The following is a 14,720-nucleotide window of genomic DNA, read 5'->3' as shown; positions in this document are numbered from 1 at the left end:
ATACTTTATTCGTCAAGACTTTGAAATGACCTTCCTATTTTTACAGTCAAAATGCGCTTTTCACAAAGAAAGAAAAGTCATAATTTTCGGAATCAAAAAGACCGACCGCGGCCCTTTTTCTCTACGCCTTTCTTCAAGGAGGACTGCCTGTCTTCACTTTCCTTCAAAAAACGGTTCAGCTTTTCTTCAAAGCCTTCTCTTCGCTCCCGTTGATAGCGGGGTGGCCGTTCCTTTTCCATTGTTTTTTTGATAGAGAGCCCGATTTTACCATCACGGAGGCTGAGGACTTTTACTTTTACCGTGTCCCCTATTTTTAAAAATTGATGGATGTCCCGGACGTAGACGTCAGCAATTTCACTAATATGCACCAGTCCGGTCACATCGCCTGGCAGCTGTACAAACGCTCCGAATTTGGTGATACCCGTGACTTTCCCTTCCAGTATGCTCCCGACCTCGATCTCCATGATGTGGAATGCCTCCCTCTCGTTGAAGATCAGCTGTATACTCAATCTGGAATGATATAGATGCTTTCGCCCTGCTTGGTAAACAAAATTCGCTTACGGACCAGCTCTGCCAAGTACTCCTGATCGTTTAGCCGGCTTGCTTCATAGGTCAGATCCTCTTGTTTTTGCTGCAAGATCGCTGATTCTTGCTTCAGGGCTTCCAGCTCCGTCTCCTTCTTGGACAACTCGCCACTTTGCAAAAACAATGTATAGCTAGTCCAGACGAAAAAACACAGGATCACAAAGAAAAAGAGACGCATTCTCCTTCTTTGCCCTTTTCGGTTAATGGAAGAGGTTCTTGCTTCCTTCATCAGTACGCCACCTCGAATCTACTCCCGCTTTCTCTTTGAGTGAAACCAATTCTTCCAATTGGTCCAAATTCCTGTTGTTTTTCCGTACATTTTTTTCCACAAATGTTGACCCCATCTGGCAAAAGGGGAGGTGACAAAACGCGTCACTTTCCACAAAAAGCCGAGAATCGCGAGCAACACGGAATACAAAAATGTCAGCACCATGATGATCACTCGGAAAAGAAAGAGCACAGGACGTACAAGCAGGATGTCTATAATTTTTACGACCGTACGGTAAAACCACTGACAGAATTTTATCACGCGGTGCAAGAAAAGGATATACTTCTTACTACCTATTAAGAAGTACAGCCACGCGCCAAATATCATTCCAAAAAATATCGGAAACCGAATAATCCCGTCGTTCACTTTCACCAAAATTAAGAAGACAGCACCCATACTGCCCACCCAAAAAAGGATGTCAAAGAAAAAGACCAACCAGAGTGGCAGTCTGGCCTTGCCCTTAAATACATGGTACGTATCAAATCCCATACCCATCAGTGCACCACACGTCGACATGGCCAATACCGTCTGTAACTGGATGACGATGTTCACTTGAATAACTTGCCGAAGAATCCTCTCGACCGATCGCCGGCCTGCCCTTGCTCCAGATAGGCCATCTCGTGAACGAGCCCCTCGATCGCTACTTCTCCGGTTTCCAAACTCAGATTTTTCATATGCAGGTTTTGGCCTCGTATAGTTAAAAAGCCGCCGTCCGTCTCCAAGAGGAATTCTTCGCTGTCAAAGCTTTCGACGTTTTTTACTCCCGATATCGCTAAGCTGCGACGATTAATCATCACGACTTCATGACGTGGCCGTCTCGTGTGATCGTTCATGATTACTCCCTCCTCACGTACCCTTCTTGTACTATCGTATGGGGAGGGATGTCCTCTTAGAACAAAAAACCCCGTATTTATACGGGGTTTTCGTCTAATTATCCTTACTTGTAAACGGTGTAGTTCCCGTTCACATAGATGATTTTGTAACCAGTACGCTCCGTGATGGTTTTAAGAGGCAGGGTAGGAACGTTGTTTTTCAGCTGAACCGCTGCAGGCAGCGTTACATTTTTGCCATTGATGGTCGCTACGTTTGAACCGACCTTGAATTGCATAACCGTATTGCCGCTCACGACTTTGGCAGTCGTTTTGGTGTAGCTGATCGAAAACCCGAGGGCATCCCGGAAAAACGTAGTTGGCATCAGCGTGTTGCCATTTACGGTATACGGTGCCACTGCGAGTCCGGTTGTTTTACCAGCCTTCGTAAAGGAAGCGACGTTCTGCTTGAAGCTCACGCCATTCAGAGCCACGATGGTCGCCGGACGAGAGAAGAGCAAGCCTCTCTCCTCAGAGTTGTAGACGCCAATGCTGTACACACCTGGCGTAGCCGGATTTACAATGCCAGCAGTCTCGGCGATATTGACCTGAGCTGCTGTTTTTGCCGGAATATCCTGGGCAGGAATAATAATCAGATTTTGTCCGCGCACACCAACAAAGCTAGCCGCCACACCATTCACCGTTACTGTGTTTGCTGGCAAGTATGCTGGAACACGGAAGCCAACTGGGAGTACGACTTCAATGAAGCCTTGATTGCGAACAATCGGAGCACCCATCGCCTTGATGCCGATTGAAATACCAGCAGGAGTAGAGGCAGTCGCTCTCGTCAGCCCAACCGTTGCCAATGTATTATCCACCGCAACTGGAGGAGTCACTCCGGAAACTTGAAATTCCTTCGACTTATAGGTCTTGTTGTCGAGTTTGGCCGTCACGGTATATGTTCCCGCTGTTCTCGGAGTGGTCAAGTAGCCTTCGAATGCAAACTTGATGGTCGCGCGATTCGTGCTACTGAATCCGTAAGGGGTACGGAAATAAACCTTATTCCCCAACACGCTTACATTCGTCACTTGAGCATTATTGACGGTGACGCTGTTGCTGGTAAGAATCGGAGGAACGGTTACCCCACTTGGGAATTCGACCTCGATTTCTACGTTCGACCCCAGCTTGGAGGAAAGATCCATATCAAACGTATAGCTCGTACGCGCTCCCGCTGAACTGTCCGACAAAGAAACGGTGAATGGCGTATTGCTTGTGTTTGTAATCTCTACATCTTTTGACTTGTATTCTTTGCTGTCGTATTCGACTTCATACGAATAGTACTTGTCTGGTTTCGATGGGTTTACAATCCCCGCAGAAGAGGTAAACTCCAGCTTTATGTAGCTATCTCCGTCTGCACCACTCGGAATCTCAATCCGAATCGAGTCGTTGTCGAGAATAGAGACGTAATCCGGTTTGTACCCGTTTACCTTCACATCAGATTTGCTGATGCTTTTTGGCAGCATGTCCTTGGAAGGGAAATTCACATAAATGTATTTGCCCTCTTTCAGCTTGCTTTTCGAGGAGAGACTAAATTTTCCGAGCGTTAAAGAGATGGTGTCCTCGGCATTTTTGCTGCTATGGGAAGCCTCGAAGTCACCCTTGCTACTACTGCTGCTACTGCTCGAAGATTTGCTGATCGTAATCTTTTCGCCCTTGTAGCTGGTCTCCGCACTTGTTTTGACTTCGATTTCGTAGCTGCCCTTGTCTTCCGGGTTGGTGATATTATCAATGGTCAGTGTGAGCACAGTGCCTTTTTTGATCTTTTCATCGACTTCAATCTCGACCACATTCTTGCTTACGTATACGCTGTCGATCGAAATTTCGTCATCGTCGTCATCTTCTAGCGTGACGTGCGATTTTTTCAATTTTTTATCCACCGAATAGTCAGATGGGAACCTAACGAAAATACTGTCACCCGATGATAGGTCCTTATTGATTTCAAACTCAATCGTATATTCTGTTTCCTCGTCCACACGTGTATTGTCTGCAGAAACATCCTCGATAGAGAGAGCATAAGCCGCTTTTGGCTCGAGCATCAGTGGACTTACCAGTACCGCAGTGGCCAGCAGCACTGAGATCCCTTTGTTTACGCTTTTGTTCAACGGTAACGCCTCCTTCTCTACAATTCCCTACTATGATAGGAAATGTTCGGCAGGAAAGGGTTACAGACTGGTAACGAATGATTTTACCCACAGCTTGGAAAAGTCGACCCATCCAAACGAATCGACCGCAATTCCTTGCAAGGCGGGATGGTAGTGATCGAATCGCTTCGCATGGTACAGGAAAAGCAACCACGCCTCATCCCTAAGTGTGTCCTCCATCTTTTCCAAAGCGCGCATACGTTCTTTGCTGTCCTGTAGTTGAAGAATTTTTGACATTCGCTCCTCAACAATCGCCAGCCTATCATCATCTAAAAAACGATGCACCAAGGAGCATTTGTTTTTATATACCTCCATCAGCCCCAGCTCGATATCACGTTGCAGGACTTCTCCCATCATAGCCATATCGGCCTGTTGAGCTGTATCGTACGACAGGAACTGATCTTTCGTGACGCCCTGCAATTCAAGTCGAATACCAACCCGCTGACACCTCTCCTGAAGCCACTCTGCTTCTTCTCTCACTTTTTTCGCGTCGTTGAAACTCAACAAGACAGCCTCGCCCTGATAAGCACTTTTTTGTAGCCAACGAGCCGCTTCCTCTATGGTATGTGAGGAAAAGTGCATGTGTTGGCTTCTCTCAGGCAAAAAGCTTCCGGCAGGCGTAAACGTATCTTTTTTCAAGTCTCGAATCATTTGTACGGGGTCGATCAAAAGTTTGATTGCCTGGCGAAAAGCGAAGTCGTGCTGAATACCTGGTTTTCGAAAGTTGAAGTTCAGATAGTGACAGCCTACCTCTTGAACCTCCAAAGATTTGCTATCATCTTCCGTCGCTTCATCCTCAGCCAGCGAGAGTTGATACCGTTGCTTCGAAGAACATGATCCCGGTACTCGCCAGATTTCTACCCGATCCAGAATCGCCCGCTCCCGATAATAGTCGTCGAACGCTGCCAATACCAACCGATCCTCTGTAAATTCGACCATCCGAAACGGGCCTGTCCCTACAATCGCAGACTCCGAAAACGGCACATCATGCGGCAAAATCGACATCCCGATGCAAGATACCAAATGCAAGAAAAAACCGTTTGGCTTCCGTAGATAAAAAGTAATGGCCCCGTCATTTCGCTGTTCGATCCAATCGATATCTTCCACTTGCCAACGAAACGGTGAATCTAGCTCAATCAGTCGCTGAGCGGTATAGGCTACGTCTTCTCCTGTCAGTACACGACCATGGTGAAAGCGAACTCCTTTTCGTAAATAAAAGGTCCAAGCAGTCATATCCAGATTGCTTTCCCAAGCGTAGGCTAGCTGGGGCTTAAAATCTTGTGTAGGCAAATCGAAAATGACGAGCGTATGGCAGATTTGCTGGATAAAATGACTCTCAGCCGCTACGGCTACGAATGCGGGATCGATGGTTGAAAAAGCTCGTTCACGTGGAATACGTAAAATTTCCTGACGTCTCTTATCGTTCTCTTCCGCGACAAATCCGAATTGACTGTCCCACTTTTCCTGCAAAAGCCGCTTCGGACCCGCAGGCAAATTTTTATGATGCAAAAGCTCCACTGCTTCCCCAACGTTTCCGTCCATCAATAGCTTCTGAAAGTAACTGACCAAAAAGTCAGTGATATCGCAGAGAATCGTAAGTCTCGAATGATTTCCCCGTCCTACGCCTGCCTTCCATAAAAGGAGCCCCTCACTCTCCCATTTGCGCAGAATCAGTTTCACATTGCGGGGCGTACAGCATAAAAGCTGGGACAACTCTTGTATACCGATCTTTTGTTCGCGCCCCGTCTCCCATTCTGATAACCCGAGTAGCATCTGCATAAAGTGCTCATTGCTTTTCATAAGGTATCTCATTCCTTAAAAGGTGAAATTCATAGAGGAATCTTACTCTTTTTATTCTCCTTTTCATAGCTACAATTGGAAAAAAAGGAGGTCGTCCCCATGAGCTTTTCGCAACTCCATCCCAACATCCGCATACGAATCGTGACTTCCTTTCTGACACGTCTGGTGGGAAATATGATCTTCCCTTTTATGGCCATCTACTTTTCTGCCAAGCTCGGTCCTGCTATAACAGGGCTCCTGTTAGTCCTGACCGTATGTGCACAAATCTTGATGGGCTTCTACGGCGGCTACCTGGCTGATCGTTGGGGCAGAAAAAAAGTGATGGTATACGGGCAATGGATTCAGTGCTTCGCTCTCTTCATCATGATGGCAGCGAACTCCCCGTGGCTCGATTCTGCTTGGCTCACGTTTGCCATGATGCTCGTCCAGAATGCGAGTAACGGAATGATTAACCCCGCCGCAGATGCGATGCTCATCGATGTCAGTACGAAAGAAAACCGTACGTATATGTACGGCATCAACTACTGGTCCAACAACTTATCGATTGCGCTAGGTTCTGTGGTGGGAGGTCTCTTGTTTGCTACCCATCGCTTTGAACTGCTCCTCGTGCTAACGGTTATCAGCTTTCTCACACTTGTGATTATCGCTTTTTCGATCAAGGAATCGTACCAGCCAAAGCCAATGAACCATGTCAGAACGGGGACAGGTATCTTACGGGATATGGTCGCAAGCTACAAGCTTGTAATGACTGACCGTCGTTTCATCCTCTTTTCACTAAGCGGCATGCTCATCTTTGCACCGGAATTCCAAACACCTAACTACATCGCTGTCAGGCTTGCTCAGGAGTTTGCACCCCGGAGCTTTAGCTTGTTTGACTGGTTTACTGTTGAACTGACCGGCATCAAAATATTCAGCCTGATCCAGCTCGAAAATACGCTGCTCGTGGTATTGTTCTCTCTTGCCGTCACCAAGCTCATCGAGCACTTGAAAGAAGCTCCTGCCTTGTATATAAGTGGGCTTATGTATATTGCCGGGTACTCACTGATCATGTACAGCAACTCCCTTATCGTTATCCTGGCCGCGGTGCTTATAAGCACGATGGGCGAGCTGATTCACGCTCCCATTCGCCAAACCTATCTGGCGCAAATTGTAAAAGATGATTTGCGTAGCTCCTATATGGCTGTGAACGGACTCGTTGTGCCCGGCGCACGGATCATGGGGGCAGTCGGTATCACTTTGGGAGCTGTCCTCCCTTCCTATCTAATGGCACTCCTCATCTTTTCGCTGGGGATCTTAGGCGTTATCCTCACCCGCTCGATCGTGTTGCAAATGGATTCCAAAGAACGTTTACTTCCTCACGCAAAAGAAGCTGCCCGATGACACAGGCAGCTTCTTCTTTTGGAATATCTACTGGTTCGACAGGCTCTCCAGGATAGCATCGCCTCTCTCGCCAATTTTCACGATCGCGTATTTAGCATTCCGCTCCACTTCAAGTCCGGTTCCTTCTGGGACAAAATAGCTTTCTATGCCGTATTCCACTCGACTGCCACCGATTGTGTTTCCATTAATCATCACATCCGATGAATGAGGCTCGTAGGTACGATTCCATCGACCACCGATCTCATAAAAGCCACTGTAGTTGTACAATCCATTTGCTTGTTGGCGGAGTACCACACGAATCTTATCCTCCGAGTCAATCTCTTCTCGATCCAATGTGGATATGGTGTAGTTAAGCCTTACATAATCACCTTGCAGCAACGAACGCGGATCGATTGGAACCAGCTCCAGCTTCACCGTTTTTCCGTTGGCCAGGATCGTCTCACTACTCCATACTTGATAGCCAATCAAAACAAATTGCAGCAAAATGACAGGAAGCAACACAAGCGCTTTTCTCACAAAAAGGGAAGGCTCGCTTCTCGGCCACTCGAATTTCGACCTTCGATCCCACCACAGGGTAGCGATGAAAAACACCAGACTGAGCAAAAGCAGGCTCAGTGACTTGTGCAGCAAGCTCCATAGCATGTCGTAGTACTTCATGAGGAGAAAGGCAAACCAGAAACCGAGTACAATTCCGAATCTCACCTTATTTTGCTGATGCAATGTCCGATACAACAAATACGTGCTGACTACGAAAAAAGCCAGATTCACGATCACATTCATGGAGCCCGATTGAAACCCTTCCTCTGTCAGGATCAAAAGCGAGAGTAAGGCATACACCAACGAGCTGTTTTGCAAAACGACTGGCAATTGCTTTACGTAATGCATCGCCAGCTGCGTAGCAAATATGATCAAGAGCACGGATTCAAAGGAAGGCAGGTACTCATTCAACTTCGTAGCCAGGACGACTAAAAAGGTCAGCTGTGTCAAAAGCCGCGCCGGAATGGCAGAGACAGCTTTCCACACGTATAACAGTACCAACAGGAAAACGATCCAGTAAGCTCCTTCTAAAAAGAGAACAGAACCGACACCCAATATATACCCCATTGTGAGTAGCGTATATCGTACCGTTGCATTCATCCCTTTCATAAATACCACAGGGCCAATAAAGGCAATTAATGAAAGGAAAAACAGTAAATAAATAACGGTTTCCTCTTCAATGATCAGAAAAAGCAGACCTGCTATCGAAATGGCTCCAATGGATGCGGCGATTGTCGTGACGAGAACCGTGAATGCCTCTTGAAAAAACACCACCCATTTGCTTTTTTGATACGCTGATTCCTTGCGCAGCCAATTAATCCCTGCAACTGCTCCCCAAACAATGAGTGCGGCCAGCAGCAGCATCAAAACAAAAAAGCCTTCTGAGAAATACTTCACCATGTAGGATATGAATGTAACGAGCACAAACAGCGAGAGCAGCGAGGCCGTCACAATCAAAAACCCGCGACTCGGCACCCATTTTAAAAACGTGACAAACAGGATCCCGCCCGTCAGGACATATAAAAGCTCAGGAAACGAGCCGTATACCTCCGTGAAAGATGACCAGAAAAGACTGACGGAAAAGGTAAGAAAAGATAAGTAGTAGATCGGTTTAGAATGTAGTCTTCCTGTCGTGGTTAGCCAGAACAAGACCATATTTCCCAAGGCAATCAACCAAAAAATCATGAACCACCACTCGTCTTCACGCGCTACATGAATGACTGATGGATGGAGAAAGAAGTAAATCGCCAAATGAGCGAGGACATAGCTGATGACATAGAATGGCTGATAGCGCGTGAAAATCGCGAATAGCAAATTCGGAATGAGCCATACGACGAACAGCATATAGCTATCGGCATGACTATTGTATATTTGCCCCAACAAAGCCACACTGATGCCAAAAGCCAAGCCTCCAGCCACCAGAAGCCAATCGCTCAAAAACGAATGTCGCTTAATGAAACGCAGTCCATAGGATAACAAATAAAAAAGAACGAGGATTGCCACACTGACGCCGATCTTTTGTTCCCTGACCATGAGCGGCCAGTTCGAGGCAAAAAAGTACAGGATAGATGATAACAGAAGCGAAATGGACAAAAAGTAGCCCGTTCGAACTCCGTTTTGTTGCATACAGCACACATCCCTTCGGAAATGCCTTCAGGTACTCTCATTATATCCTTTGATTGGGAAAAAAGCCTAAAAAAAGACTGCCATCTCGGCAGTCTCTTTTCGCGCACACATTACCCTTTGAGGTAGGCGTCTTCTTCTTTTTCATCACGCGGAACGGGAACTTCGCCAATGACGGTATACAGCGAAGCCGCTTCTTCCTTGCGCGGGTTTTCCTTGATGTCCTCTACTTTTACCGACACGATTTTTTGTCCAAAACGGATCGCCAGCTTGTCGCCGATTTTTACGTTACTGGATGCCTTTGCAGGGCGATCGTTGATTTCCACACGCTGTTTGTCGCACACTTCTTTTGCGAGCGTGCGCCGCTTGATCAGTCGAGACACTTTCAAATATTTATCGAGTCTCATGTTTGGCTTCCTCCCACCATTTGTCCATCTCTTGCAGGTCTGTCTGCTCGAAGGTACGACCTGCCTCTTGCAGCTTGCCTTCAATATAGGAAAAGCGCTTCTTGAACTTGTTGTTGGTCAATGCGAGGGCTTCCTCCGGATCGAGCTTCAGGAAGCGCGCCAGATTGACTACCGCAAATAGCAAATCACCCAGCTCGCCAGCGCGTTCTTCCTCTGATGCTTCTTGCAGCTCGCGGTACTCCTCTTCTACCTTTTTGTACACGTCTGCGATATCGTCCCAGTCAAAGCCGACTTGGGCTGCTTTTTTCTGTAGCTTGTACGCATACATCAGTGCTGGCAAGTCACGCGGTATTCCCGCCAACTGTGATTGAACCGTTACATCGATGCCTTTTGCTGCTTTTTCCTGTGCTTTGATTTCCTGCCAATTCGCCAGCGCTTCCTCGGAATCATTCGCGCTCTTTTCCCCGAATACGTGCGGGTGGCGGCGAACTAGCTTTTCATTCAACGTCGCGACAACATCATCTACCGAAAAATATCCGTCTTCGGCTGCCATCTGCGAATGCAGCATGATTTGCATCAACAAATCACCCAGCTCCTCACACATCGCATCTGGATCATCGTCGTCGATCGTCTCCAAAACCTCGTACGTCTCTTCAATCAAGTTTTTGCGGATGCTTTGATGTGTTTGCTCCCGATCCCACGGGCATCCACCCGGACTGCGCAGGATCGCCACGATCTCCTTCAAGTAGGAGAATTGGCGGTACGATACCTTCTCGTCCTTCGTCGGCGGTACATACACCAGAGACAAATTCCCGAAATGATCGAGTCTGTCCAGTTCATACAACGGCACTGTCTCAATGATTTCTTGCCCCGCTACCCCTACGGCAGTCGCTACCGTCACCTCGTAATCGTCCGGCAGCACTTCCATCAAGGTCAACTTCACATCAGAAGCCACAAAGGCATCGTACACTTGCGCAATAATCGTATGCAGACCCGGAGATACTTGATGAGCAGCGAGCGCCGTCCCATCCAGCAAAGAGAACCCCTCGATCGGGTCGATATGTAGGCGGGCAAACAACGGATCGATAAAGCTCTGTCCACCGCCAATTTCGATCTCTACTCCACGTTTTGGTCCCTCTGCCAACAACAGCTGCACAGTACGTTCCGCCACCAAAGGATGACCAGGCACGGCATAGACAAGACTGCCTGCTTCGTTTACCCGTGAAAAAAGCCGCTCCACAATATCGGTGTACACATCGGAAAACGTATCGTGCTGCTCATATACAGCATCAAAGGACTCAATCGCGATGCCTTCTGCGATCAACTCGGCTACGACCGGATGCTCTTTCGTGCGCAAATACAGCTGTTTAGCAGCCTTGAGCGTACGATAGATGCCATAAGGGAGCTGGTCCAAATCTCCGGCACCAAGACCGACTACGGTAATGGTCTTATTCTTCATTTCCACTCGCCACGCCTCCTTTTCGTTCTATCTCGCTTTCTCCGCTGGGAGGAGCTTATATTTCGTTAACAGCGAAGCAATTCGCTTCCCTTTTGGCAAAAATTGAATATCGTTTCTCGTGAGTCCACCCGTTTTCAATAGCGCCAGCAAATAGACCAATGCTCCCGAACCGACAGCAATCAATCCGACCAGCGTATGGAACAAGCGATTCGAAAGTCCGGCACTGCCAAGCACCGTATTAGCGAGCCACTCGACCAGCAATACGACAATCGACATCACCACGACGGAGATGAATGGCTTTTTCACCGTTTGGCGGAATCCGATGTGTGCCCCCGTGTATTTGCTTACCGCAAGAACGTTCAGTCCCATGGCGACCAAATAAGCTAAAACAGTGGACACTGCCGCACCAGAGATACCCCAGAACGGAACGAGTGCCAGATTGAGGATGAGCTTCACCAATACACCAATAAACAGGTTGCGGGCAGGTCGCATTACACGTCCCAAGCCTTGCAAAATCCCCGCGCTGGCAATACTCACTGTGGCGAAAATAATCGTGAAGGACTGTACAGCGAGGGCCTCGGTACCGTTGCTGTCTCCGTAGAGCATGACGTTGATCGGCTCCGCCAACAGAGCCAGTCCAAAGGAAGCAGGCAATCCCAACAGGAAGGTCAGTCGAATTGCGACTTCGGAACGATGAGAGATCAATTGATGCTGGCGCTGGGCAACAGCTTCACTGATTGCAGGTACTAATGCCAGCGACAAGGACGTGGCGAAAAACGTACCAAACTGAATGAGTGGCTGACCACGGTCAAATGCACCCTTTGCCAGCTTGGCCAAGTCCTCCGGGGTCCCGCTCCATTGCAGCATATTGACGACGGTCATCGAGTCTACAAGAGGAACAAGCGGCAGAACCAGTGCGCCCATACAAATCGGAACGGCATAGGTCAAGAGATGACGTAATATCTGGCGATTGGTCCACGAATTCGCGGTTGAATGCTGCACTTGATTGATGGTCGTTAGCCCCATCTGCTTGTCTTTTCTCCAATACCAAAGCAAGACGAGAATAGCAGCAATGGCACCTGGAAAAGCAGCAAAAACGGCACCTGTACCAGCCATGTACGGGTCCTGATACATGCTCATCGCCCAGAATGCAGCGACCAGGATGAAAATCACCCGAATGAACTGCTCAGCGACCTGAGAGACGCCAGTCGGCATCATATTTTGATGTCCTTGAAAATAGCCTCGCAAGATCGCAACCATCGGCACCAACGGCAGTGACCAAGCTACCGCTCGGAGCGGGGTAATCAAATGCTCATCACCCATCATACGGGCAATCATAGGTGCCCCTCCATATAGCAGTAAGAAGAAAAAGAACCCGAGAACGACCAGCGATATACTGGCTACTCGAAACGCCCTGCGCGCCCCGATCGCATCCCCGACAGCGACGCGCTCTGAGACGATCTTGGAGATGGCGATGGGAAAACCCGCCGTCGCCAGAATCAACAACGTGGTGTACAGCGGGTATACTTGCATATATACGTACAAGCCGATATCTCCGGCAATGTTTTGGTATGGGATGCGGTATACAGCGCCTAAAAGCTTGGAGACAAGACCGGCAATTCCAAGTATCGCCGCGCCCTTCACAAATTGAACGGAAGCCTTTTCTTGAGCCATGTGCGTGAAATTTCTCCTCTCCAACCTAAAACTTCGTTCATTATACCACAAGGCCATAGGCACAAGAAAAACAGCCCCGGGGTACGAGGCTGTTTTTGCTGATCGATCCTACTGCTCCATCTGCTTTGCCAGGAAACCGGCCGCTGTTTCCGACATTTTAATCTCCAAATCACTCATCTTCGTTGACTCGTTTTTGTTGAGGAGGATCACTGACCCAATTGGATCTCCTCCTGCAACAATCGGTGCGATGACGAACGAGCCCATCGTCTCGTTCATATCACGACAAATTTCATAAGAGCCTGCGTTTTTCTCCAGTCGGGTCTTTCTCTCCTCCAGGCACTTCTCGACAATACTGCCGATCGGTTTCTCCAAGTATTCCTTTTTGGAGGCACCTGCCACAGCAATAACAGTATCCCTGTCTGAAATCAGTACGGTATGATTCATGCTTTCATACAAAGAATCCGCGTACTCCTTTGCAAAATCACCCAATTCTCCAATCGGTGAATACTTTTTGAGAATGACTTCTCCGTCACGATCCACAAAAATCTCAAGCGGGTCGCCCTCACGAATGCGCAGTGTACGACGAATCTCCTTAGGAATCACGACCCGACCGAGGTCGTCAATTCGACGAACGATACCAGTTGCTTTCATGTCTTGTTGCCTCGCTTTCCCGTAAGAAGTGGGTAGTGAATAGATGGTGGTTGGTTAGTTGTATTTTTTCCTCAAATTCTAATTTTAACTATGGGTGATGGTATCAATTTTTGCCAGTTACTTCAATTACTCTCCCCCGGGTGGTAGCGAGTGATAATAGTATTTGCCCATGTTTGAAGAATATGCGAGAAAACGAAAAAACAGGGAAACGAATTCCCTGTTTTTCATCGAACTGCTTATTTCTTCGCCGGAGCATCATTTTTGGACTGCGGGATGTTGAATTTCGTAATGAGCTTGTCCAGCTCGTTCTTGGCGAAAGCATCGTAGGCTTTCTCCAAAGAACTCGCGCGGAGCTGTTCTTTCATCTCATCAAAGGTCTTTTCTTTGCGATTCTCGACCTTAATAATATGGTAACCAAAATCGGTTTTTACTGGCGGGCCAACTTCACCGACTTTTTGCGTCAGGGATGCTTCTTTAAATTCTGGTACCCATTGCGTTACATCCGCATTTTCGTACAAGCCGCCAGACTGCTTGCTTCCTGGGTCATCTGTGAACTCTGTTGCCAGCTTCGCGAAGTCCTCACCCTTTTTCAGGCGCGCTACCAAGTCGTTGGAGATTTTCAACGCCTCTTCTGGTGTGCGCTTTTCGGTAGAGATCAGGATGTGGCGAACAGAAGCAACGGTACGGGAAGTTTTGTCCATTTGATCATAGGTTTGCTTCAGCGTAGCATCTTCGATATTCTTTTTCATCACATTGATGGACTGGTTGATCAGGTCCATCTGATTTACGATCATGTCCTTCGTTACGCCTTGGCCTTCCAAGAGCTTGTTGAACTGAGCTTCATCCTTGCCCAAAAAGCCCATGTACTGCGTTTTGATTTTCTCGAAAGTTTTCCCAGCGAGTTCTTTGGACTCTTTTTTCATGGCATCGTCAGAACGGCTAGCCAAAACCTTGGTAGCTGTATACTCACGCGCAAATGCTTTCAATGCGTTGCTATCTGCCATTTCAATCATGGTACCTTGTTGTGGGTTCATGAAGTTAATGACACGCAGAAACTCTTCGAACTCTTTTCCTGTTACAGTTCCTCCTTGATACTCCACAATGACCGCATTCTGGTCTGCTGCGTAAGGCAGAGTGAGTTTAGGGAATTGTACCAAAGGATCGTTAGCAGCTTGATTGCTGCCATCTGTCTGATTCGCTGGAGTTTTTGATTCTTGTTTCGCTTCTTCTGCTTTTCCGCCGCAACCAGTCATGAGTGCAACGACCAGAACAGCCGAAGATAGAATCGCTACAGAACGTTTCATAATTAAGGTTCTCCCTTCCCGG

At 47.8% G+C, this 14,720-nt stretch carries 13 protein-coding genes; 1 reads left to right on the top strand and 12 read right to left on the bottom strand.

Annotation, left to right across the window (positions count from 1 at the left end):
• Positions 1-92: 92 nt before the first annotated feature.
• The 6 genes from ACKKE8_RS00750 to ACKKE8_RS00725 form a co-directional block, all read right to left on the bottom strand.
• Positions 93-464 (bottom strand): S1 RNA-binding domain-containing protein, encoded by a 372-nt coding sequence (locus tag ACKKE8_RS00750; protein ID WP_409176554.1) that lies wholly within the window; start codon positions 462-464, stop codon positions 93-95.
• Between the two features lie 41 nt (positions 465-505).
• On the bottom strand, positions 506-814 hold the full coding sequence (locus tag ACKKE8_RS00745; RefSeq protein ID WP_017246953.1) for a septum formation initiator family protein: 309 nt from the start codon (positions 812-814) through the stop codon (positions 506-508).
• An 18-nt stretch (positions 815-832) separates the two neighbouring features.
• Positions 833-1,405, bottom strand: coding sequence for a spore cortex biosynthesis protein YabQ (gene yabQ, locus ACKKE8_RS00740; protein WP_409176553.1), 573 nt, complete (start codon positions 1,403-1,405; stop codon positions 833-835).
• On the bottom strand, positions 1,402-1,686 hold the full coding sequence (gene yabP, locus ACKKE8_RS00735) for a sporulation protein YabP (RefSeq protein WP_007726414.1): 285 nt from the start codon (positions 1,684-1,686) through the stop codon (positions 1,402-1,404). Before yabP ends, yabQ begins: the two co-directional genes overlap by 4 nt.
• Positions 1,687-1,790: 104 nt before the next feature.
• Complete coding sequence (locus ACKKE8_RS00730; protein WP_409176552.1) at positions 1,791-3,824, bottom strand: copper amine oxidase N-terminal domain-containing protein; 2,034 nt, start codon at positions 3,822-3,824, stop codon at positions 1,791-1,793.
• A 60-nt stretch (positions 3,825-3,884) separates the two neighbouring features.
• Positions 3,885-5,663, bottom strand: coding sequence for an ABC transporter substrate-binding protein (locus tag ACKKE8_RS00725; protein WP_409176551.1), 1,779 nt, complete (start codon positions 5,661-5,663; stop codon positions 3,885-3,887).
• Between the two features lie 99 nt (positions 5,664-5,762).
• On the opposite strand from ACKKE8_RS00725, the gene ACKKE8_RS00720 reads away from it, so the two are divergent.
• Positions 5,763-7,043, top strand: a complete 1,281-nt coding sequence (locus ACKKE8_RS00720) for an MDR family MFS transporter (protein WP_409176550.1) — start codon at positions 5,763-5,765, stop codon at positions 7,041-7,043.
• A 27-nt stretch (positions 7,044-7,070) separates the two neighbouring features.
• Here the strand turns inward: ACKKE8_RS00720 and ACKKE8_RS00715 are convergent, their stop codons facing one another.
• From ACKKE8_RS00715 to ACKKE8_RS00690, 6 genes are all read right to left on the bottom strand, one after another.
• Positions 7,071-9,206 carry a GDYXXLXY domain-containing protein gene (locus ACKKE8_RS00715; protein ID WP_409176549.1) on the bottom strand — a complete coding sequence of 712 codons (2,136 nt, stop codon included), beginning with the start codon at positions 9,204-9,206 and terminating at the stop codon, positions 7,071-7,073.
• Positions 9,207-9,316: 110 nt separating this feature from the next.
• Positions 9,317-9,610 (bottom strand): RNA-binding S4 domain-containing protein, encoded by a 294-nt coding sequence (locus ACKKE8_RS00710; RefSeq protein WP_012683879.1) that lies wholly within the window; start codon positions 9,608-9,610, stop codon positions 9,317-9,319.
• Positions 9,597-11,069, bottom strand: coding sequence for a nucleoside triphosphate pyrophosphohydrolase (mazG, locus tag ACKKE8_RS00705; protein WP_409179052.1), 1,473 nt, complete (start codon positions 11,067-11,069; stop codon positions 9,597-9,599). The genes ACKKE8_RS00710 and mazG overlap by 14 nt, the downstream gene beginning before the upstream one ends.
• A 27-nt stretch (positions 11,070-11,096) precedes the next feature.
• Positions 11,097-12,743 (bottom strand): polysaccharide biosynthesis C-terminal domain-containing protein, encoded by a 1,647-nt coding sequence (locus ACKKE8_RS00700; RefSeq protein ID WP_409176548.1) that lies wholly within the window; start codon positions 12,741-12,743, stop codon positions 11,097-11,099.
• A 108-nt stretch (positions 12,744-12,851) separates the two neighbouring features.
• Positions 12,852-13,394, bottom strand: a complete 543-nt coding sequence (gene spoVT, locus ACKKE8_RS00695; protein ID WP_088910197.1) for a stage V sporulation protein T — start codon at positions 13,392-13,394, stop codon at positions 12,852-12,854.
• A 236-nt stretch (positions 13,395-13,630) separates the two neighbouring features.
• Complete coding sequence (locus ACKKE8_RS00690; RefSeq protein WP_409176547.1) at positions 13,631-14,698, bottom strand: peptidylprolyl isomerase; 1,068 nt, start codon at positions 14,696-14,698, stop codon at positions 13,631-13,633.
• Positions 14,699-14,720: the final 22 nt, after the last annotated feature.

It is taken from the genome of Brevibacillus fortis (assembly GCF_046196545.1).
Classification (GTDB): domain Bacteria; phylum Bacillota; class Bacilli; order Brevibacillales; family Brevibacillaceae; genus Brevibacillus; species Brevibacillus fortis_A.
This window is presented reverse-complemented; position numbering and strand designations above follow the sequence as displayed.

Coding starts and splice junctions, on each gene's coding strand:
- mazG (WP_409179052.1), bottom strand. CDS start 11,069: ATGAAGAATAAGACCATTACCGTAGTCGGTCTTGGTGCCGGAGATTTG.
- ACKKE8_RS00690 (WP_409176547.1), bottom strand. CDS start 14,698: ATGAAACGTTCTGTAGCGATTCTATCTTCGGCTGTTCTGGTCGTTGCA.
- ACKKE8_RS00700 (WP_409176548.1), bottom strand. CDS start 12,743: ATGGCTCAAGAAAAGGCTTCCGTTCAATTTGTGAAGGGCGCGGCGATA.
- ACKKE8_RS00720 (WP_409176550.1), top strand. CDS start 5,763: ATGAGCTTTTCGCAACTCCATCCCAACATCCGCATACGAATCGTGACT.
- ACKKE8_RS00715 (WP_409176549.1), bottom strand. CDS start 9,206: ATGCAACAAAACGGAGTTCGAACGGGCTACTTTTTGTCCATTTCGCTT.
- yabP (WP_007726414.1), bottom strand. CDS start 1,686: ATGAACGATCACACGAGACGGCCACGTCATGAAGTCGTGATGATTAAT.
- ACKKE8_RS00745 (WP_017246953.1), bottom strand. CDS start 814: ATGAAGGAAGCAAGAACCTCTTCCATTAACCGAAAAGGGCAAAGAAGG.
- ACKKE8_RS00710 (WP_012683879.1), bottom strand. CDS start 9,610: ATGAGACTCGATAAATATTTGAAAGTGTCTCGACTGATCAAGCGGCGC.
- ACKKE8_RS00750 (WP_409176554.1), bottom strand. CDS start 464: ATGGAGATCGAGGTCGGGAGCATACTGGAAGGGAAAGTCACGGGTATC.
- ACKKE8_RS00725 (WP_409176551.1), bottom strand. CDS start 5,663: ATGAAAAGCAATGAGCACTTTATGCAGATGCTACTCGGGTTATCAGAA.
- spoVT (WP_088910197.1), bottom strand. CDS start 13,394: ATGAAAGCAACTGGTATCGTTCGTCGAATTGACGACCTCGGTCGGGTC.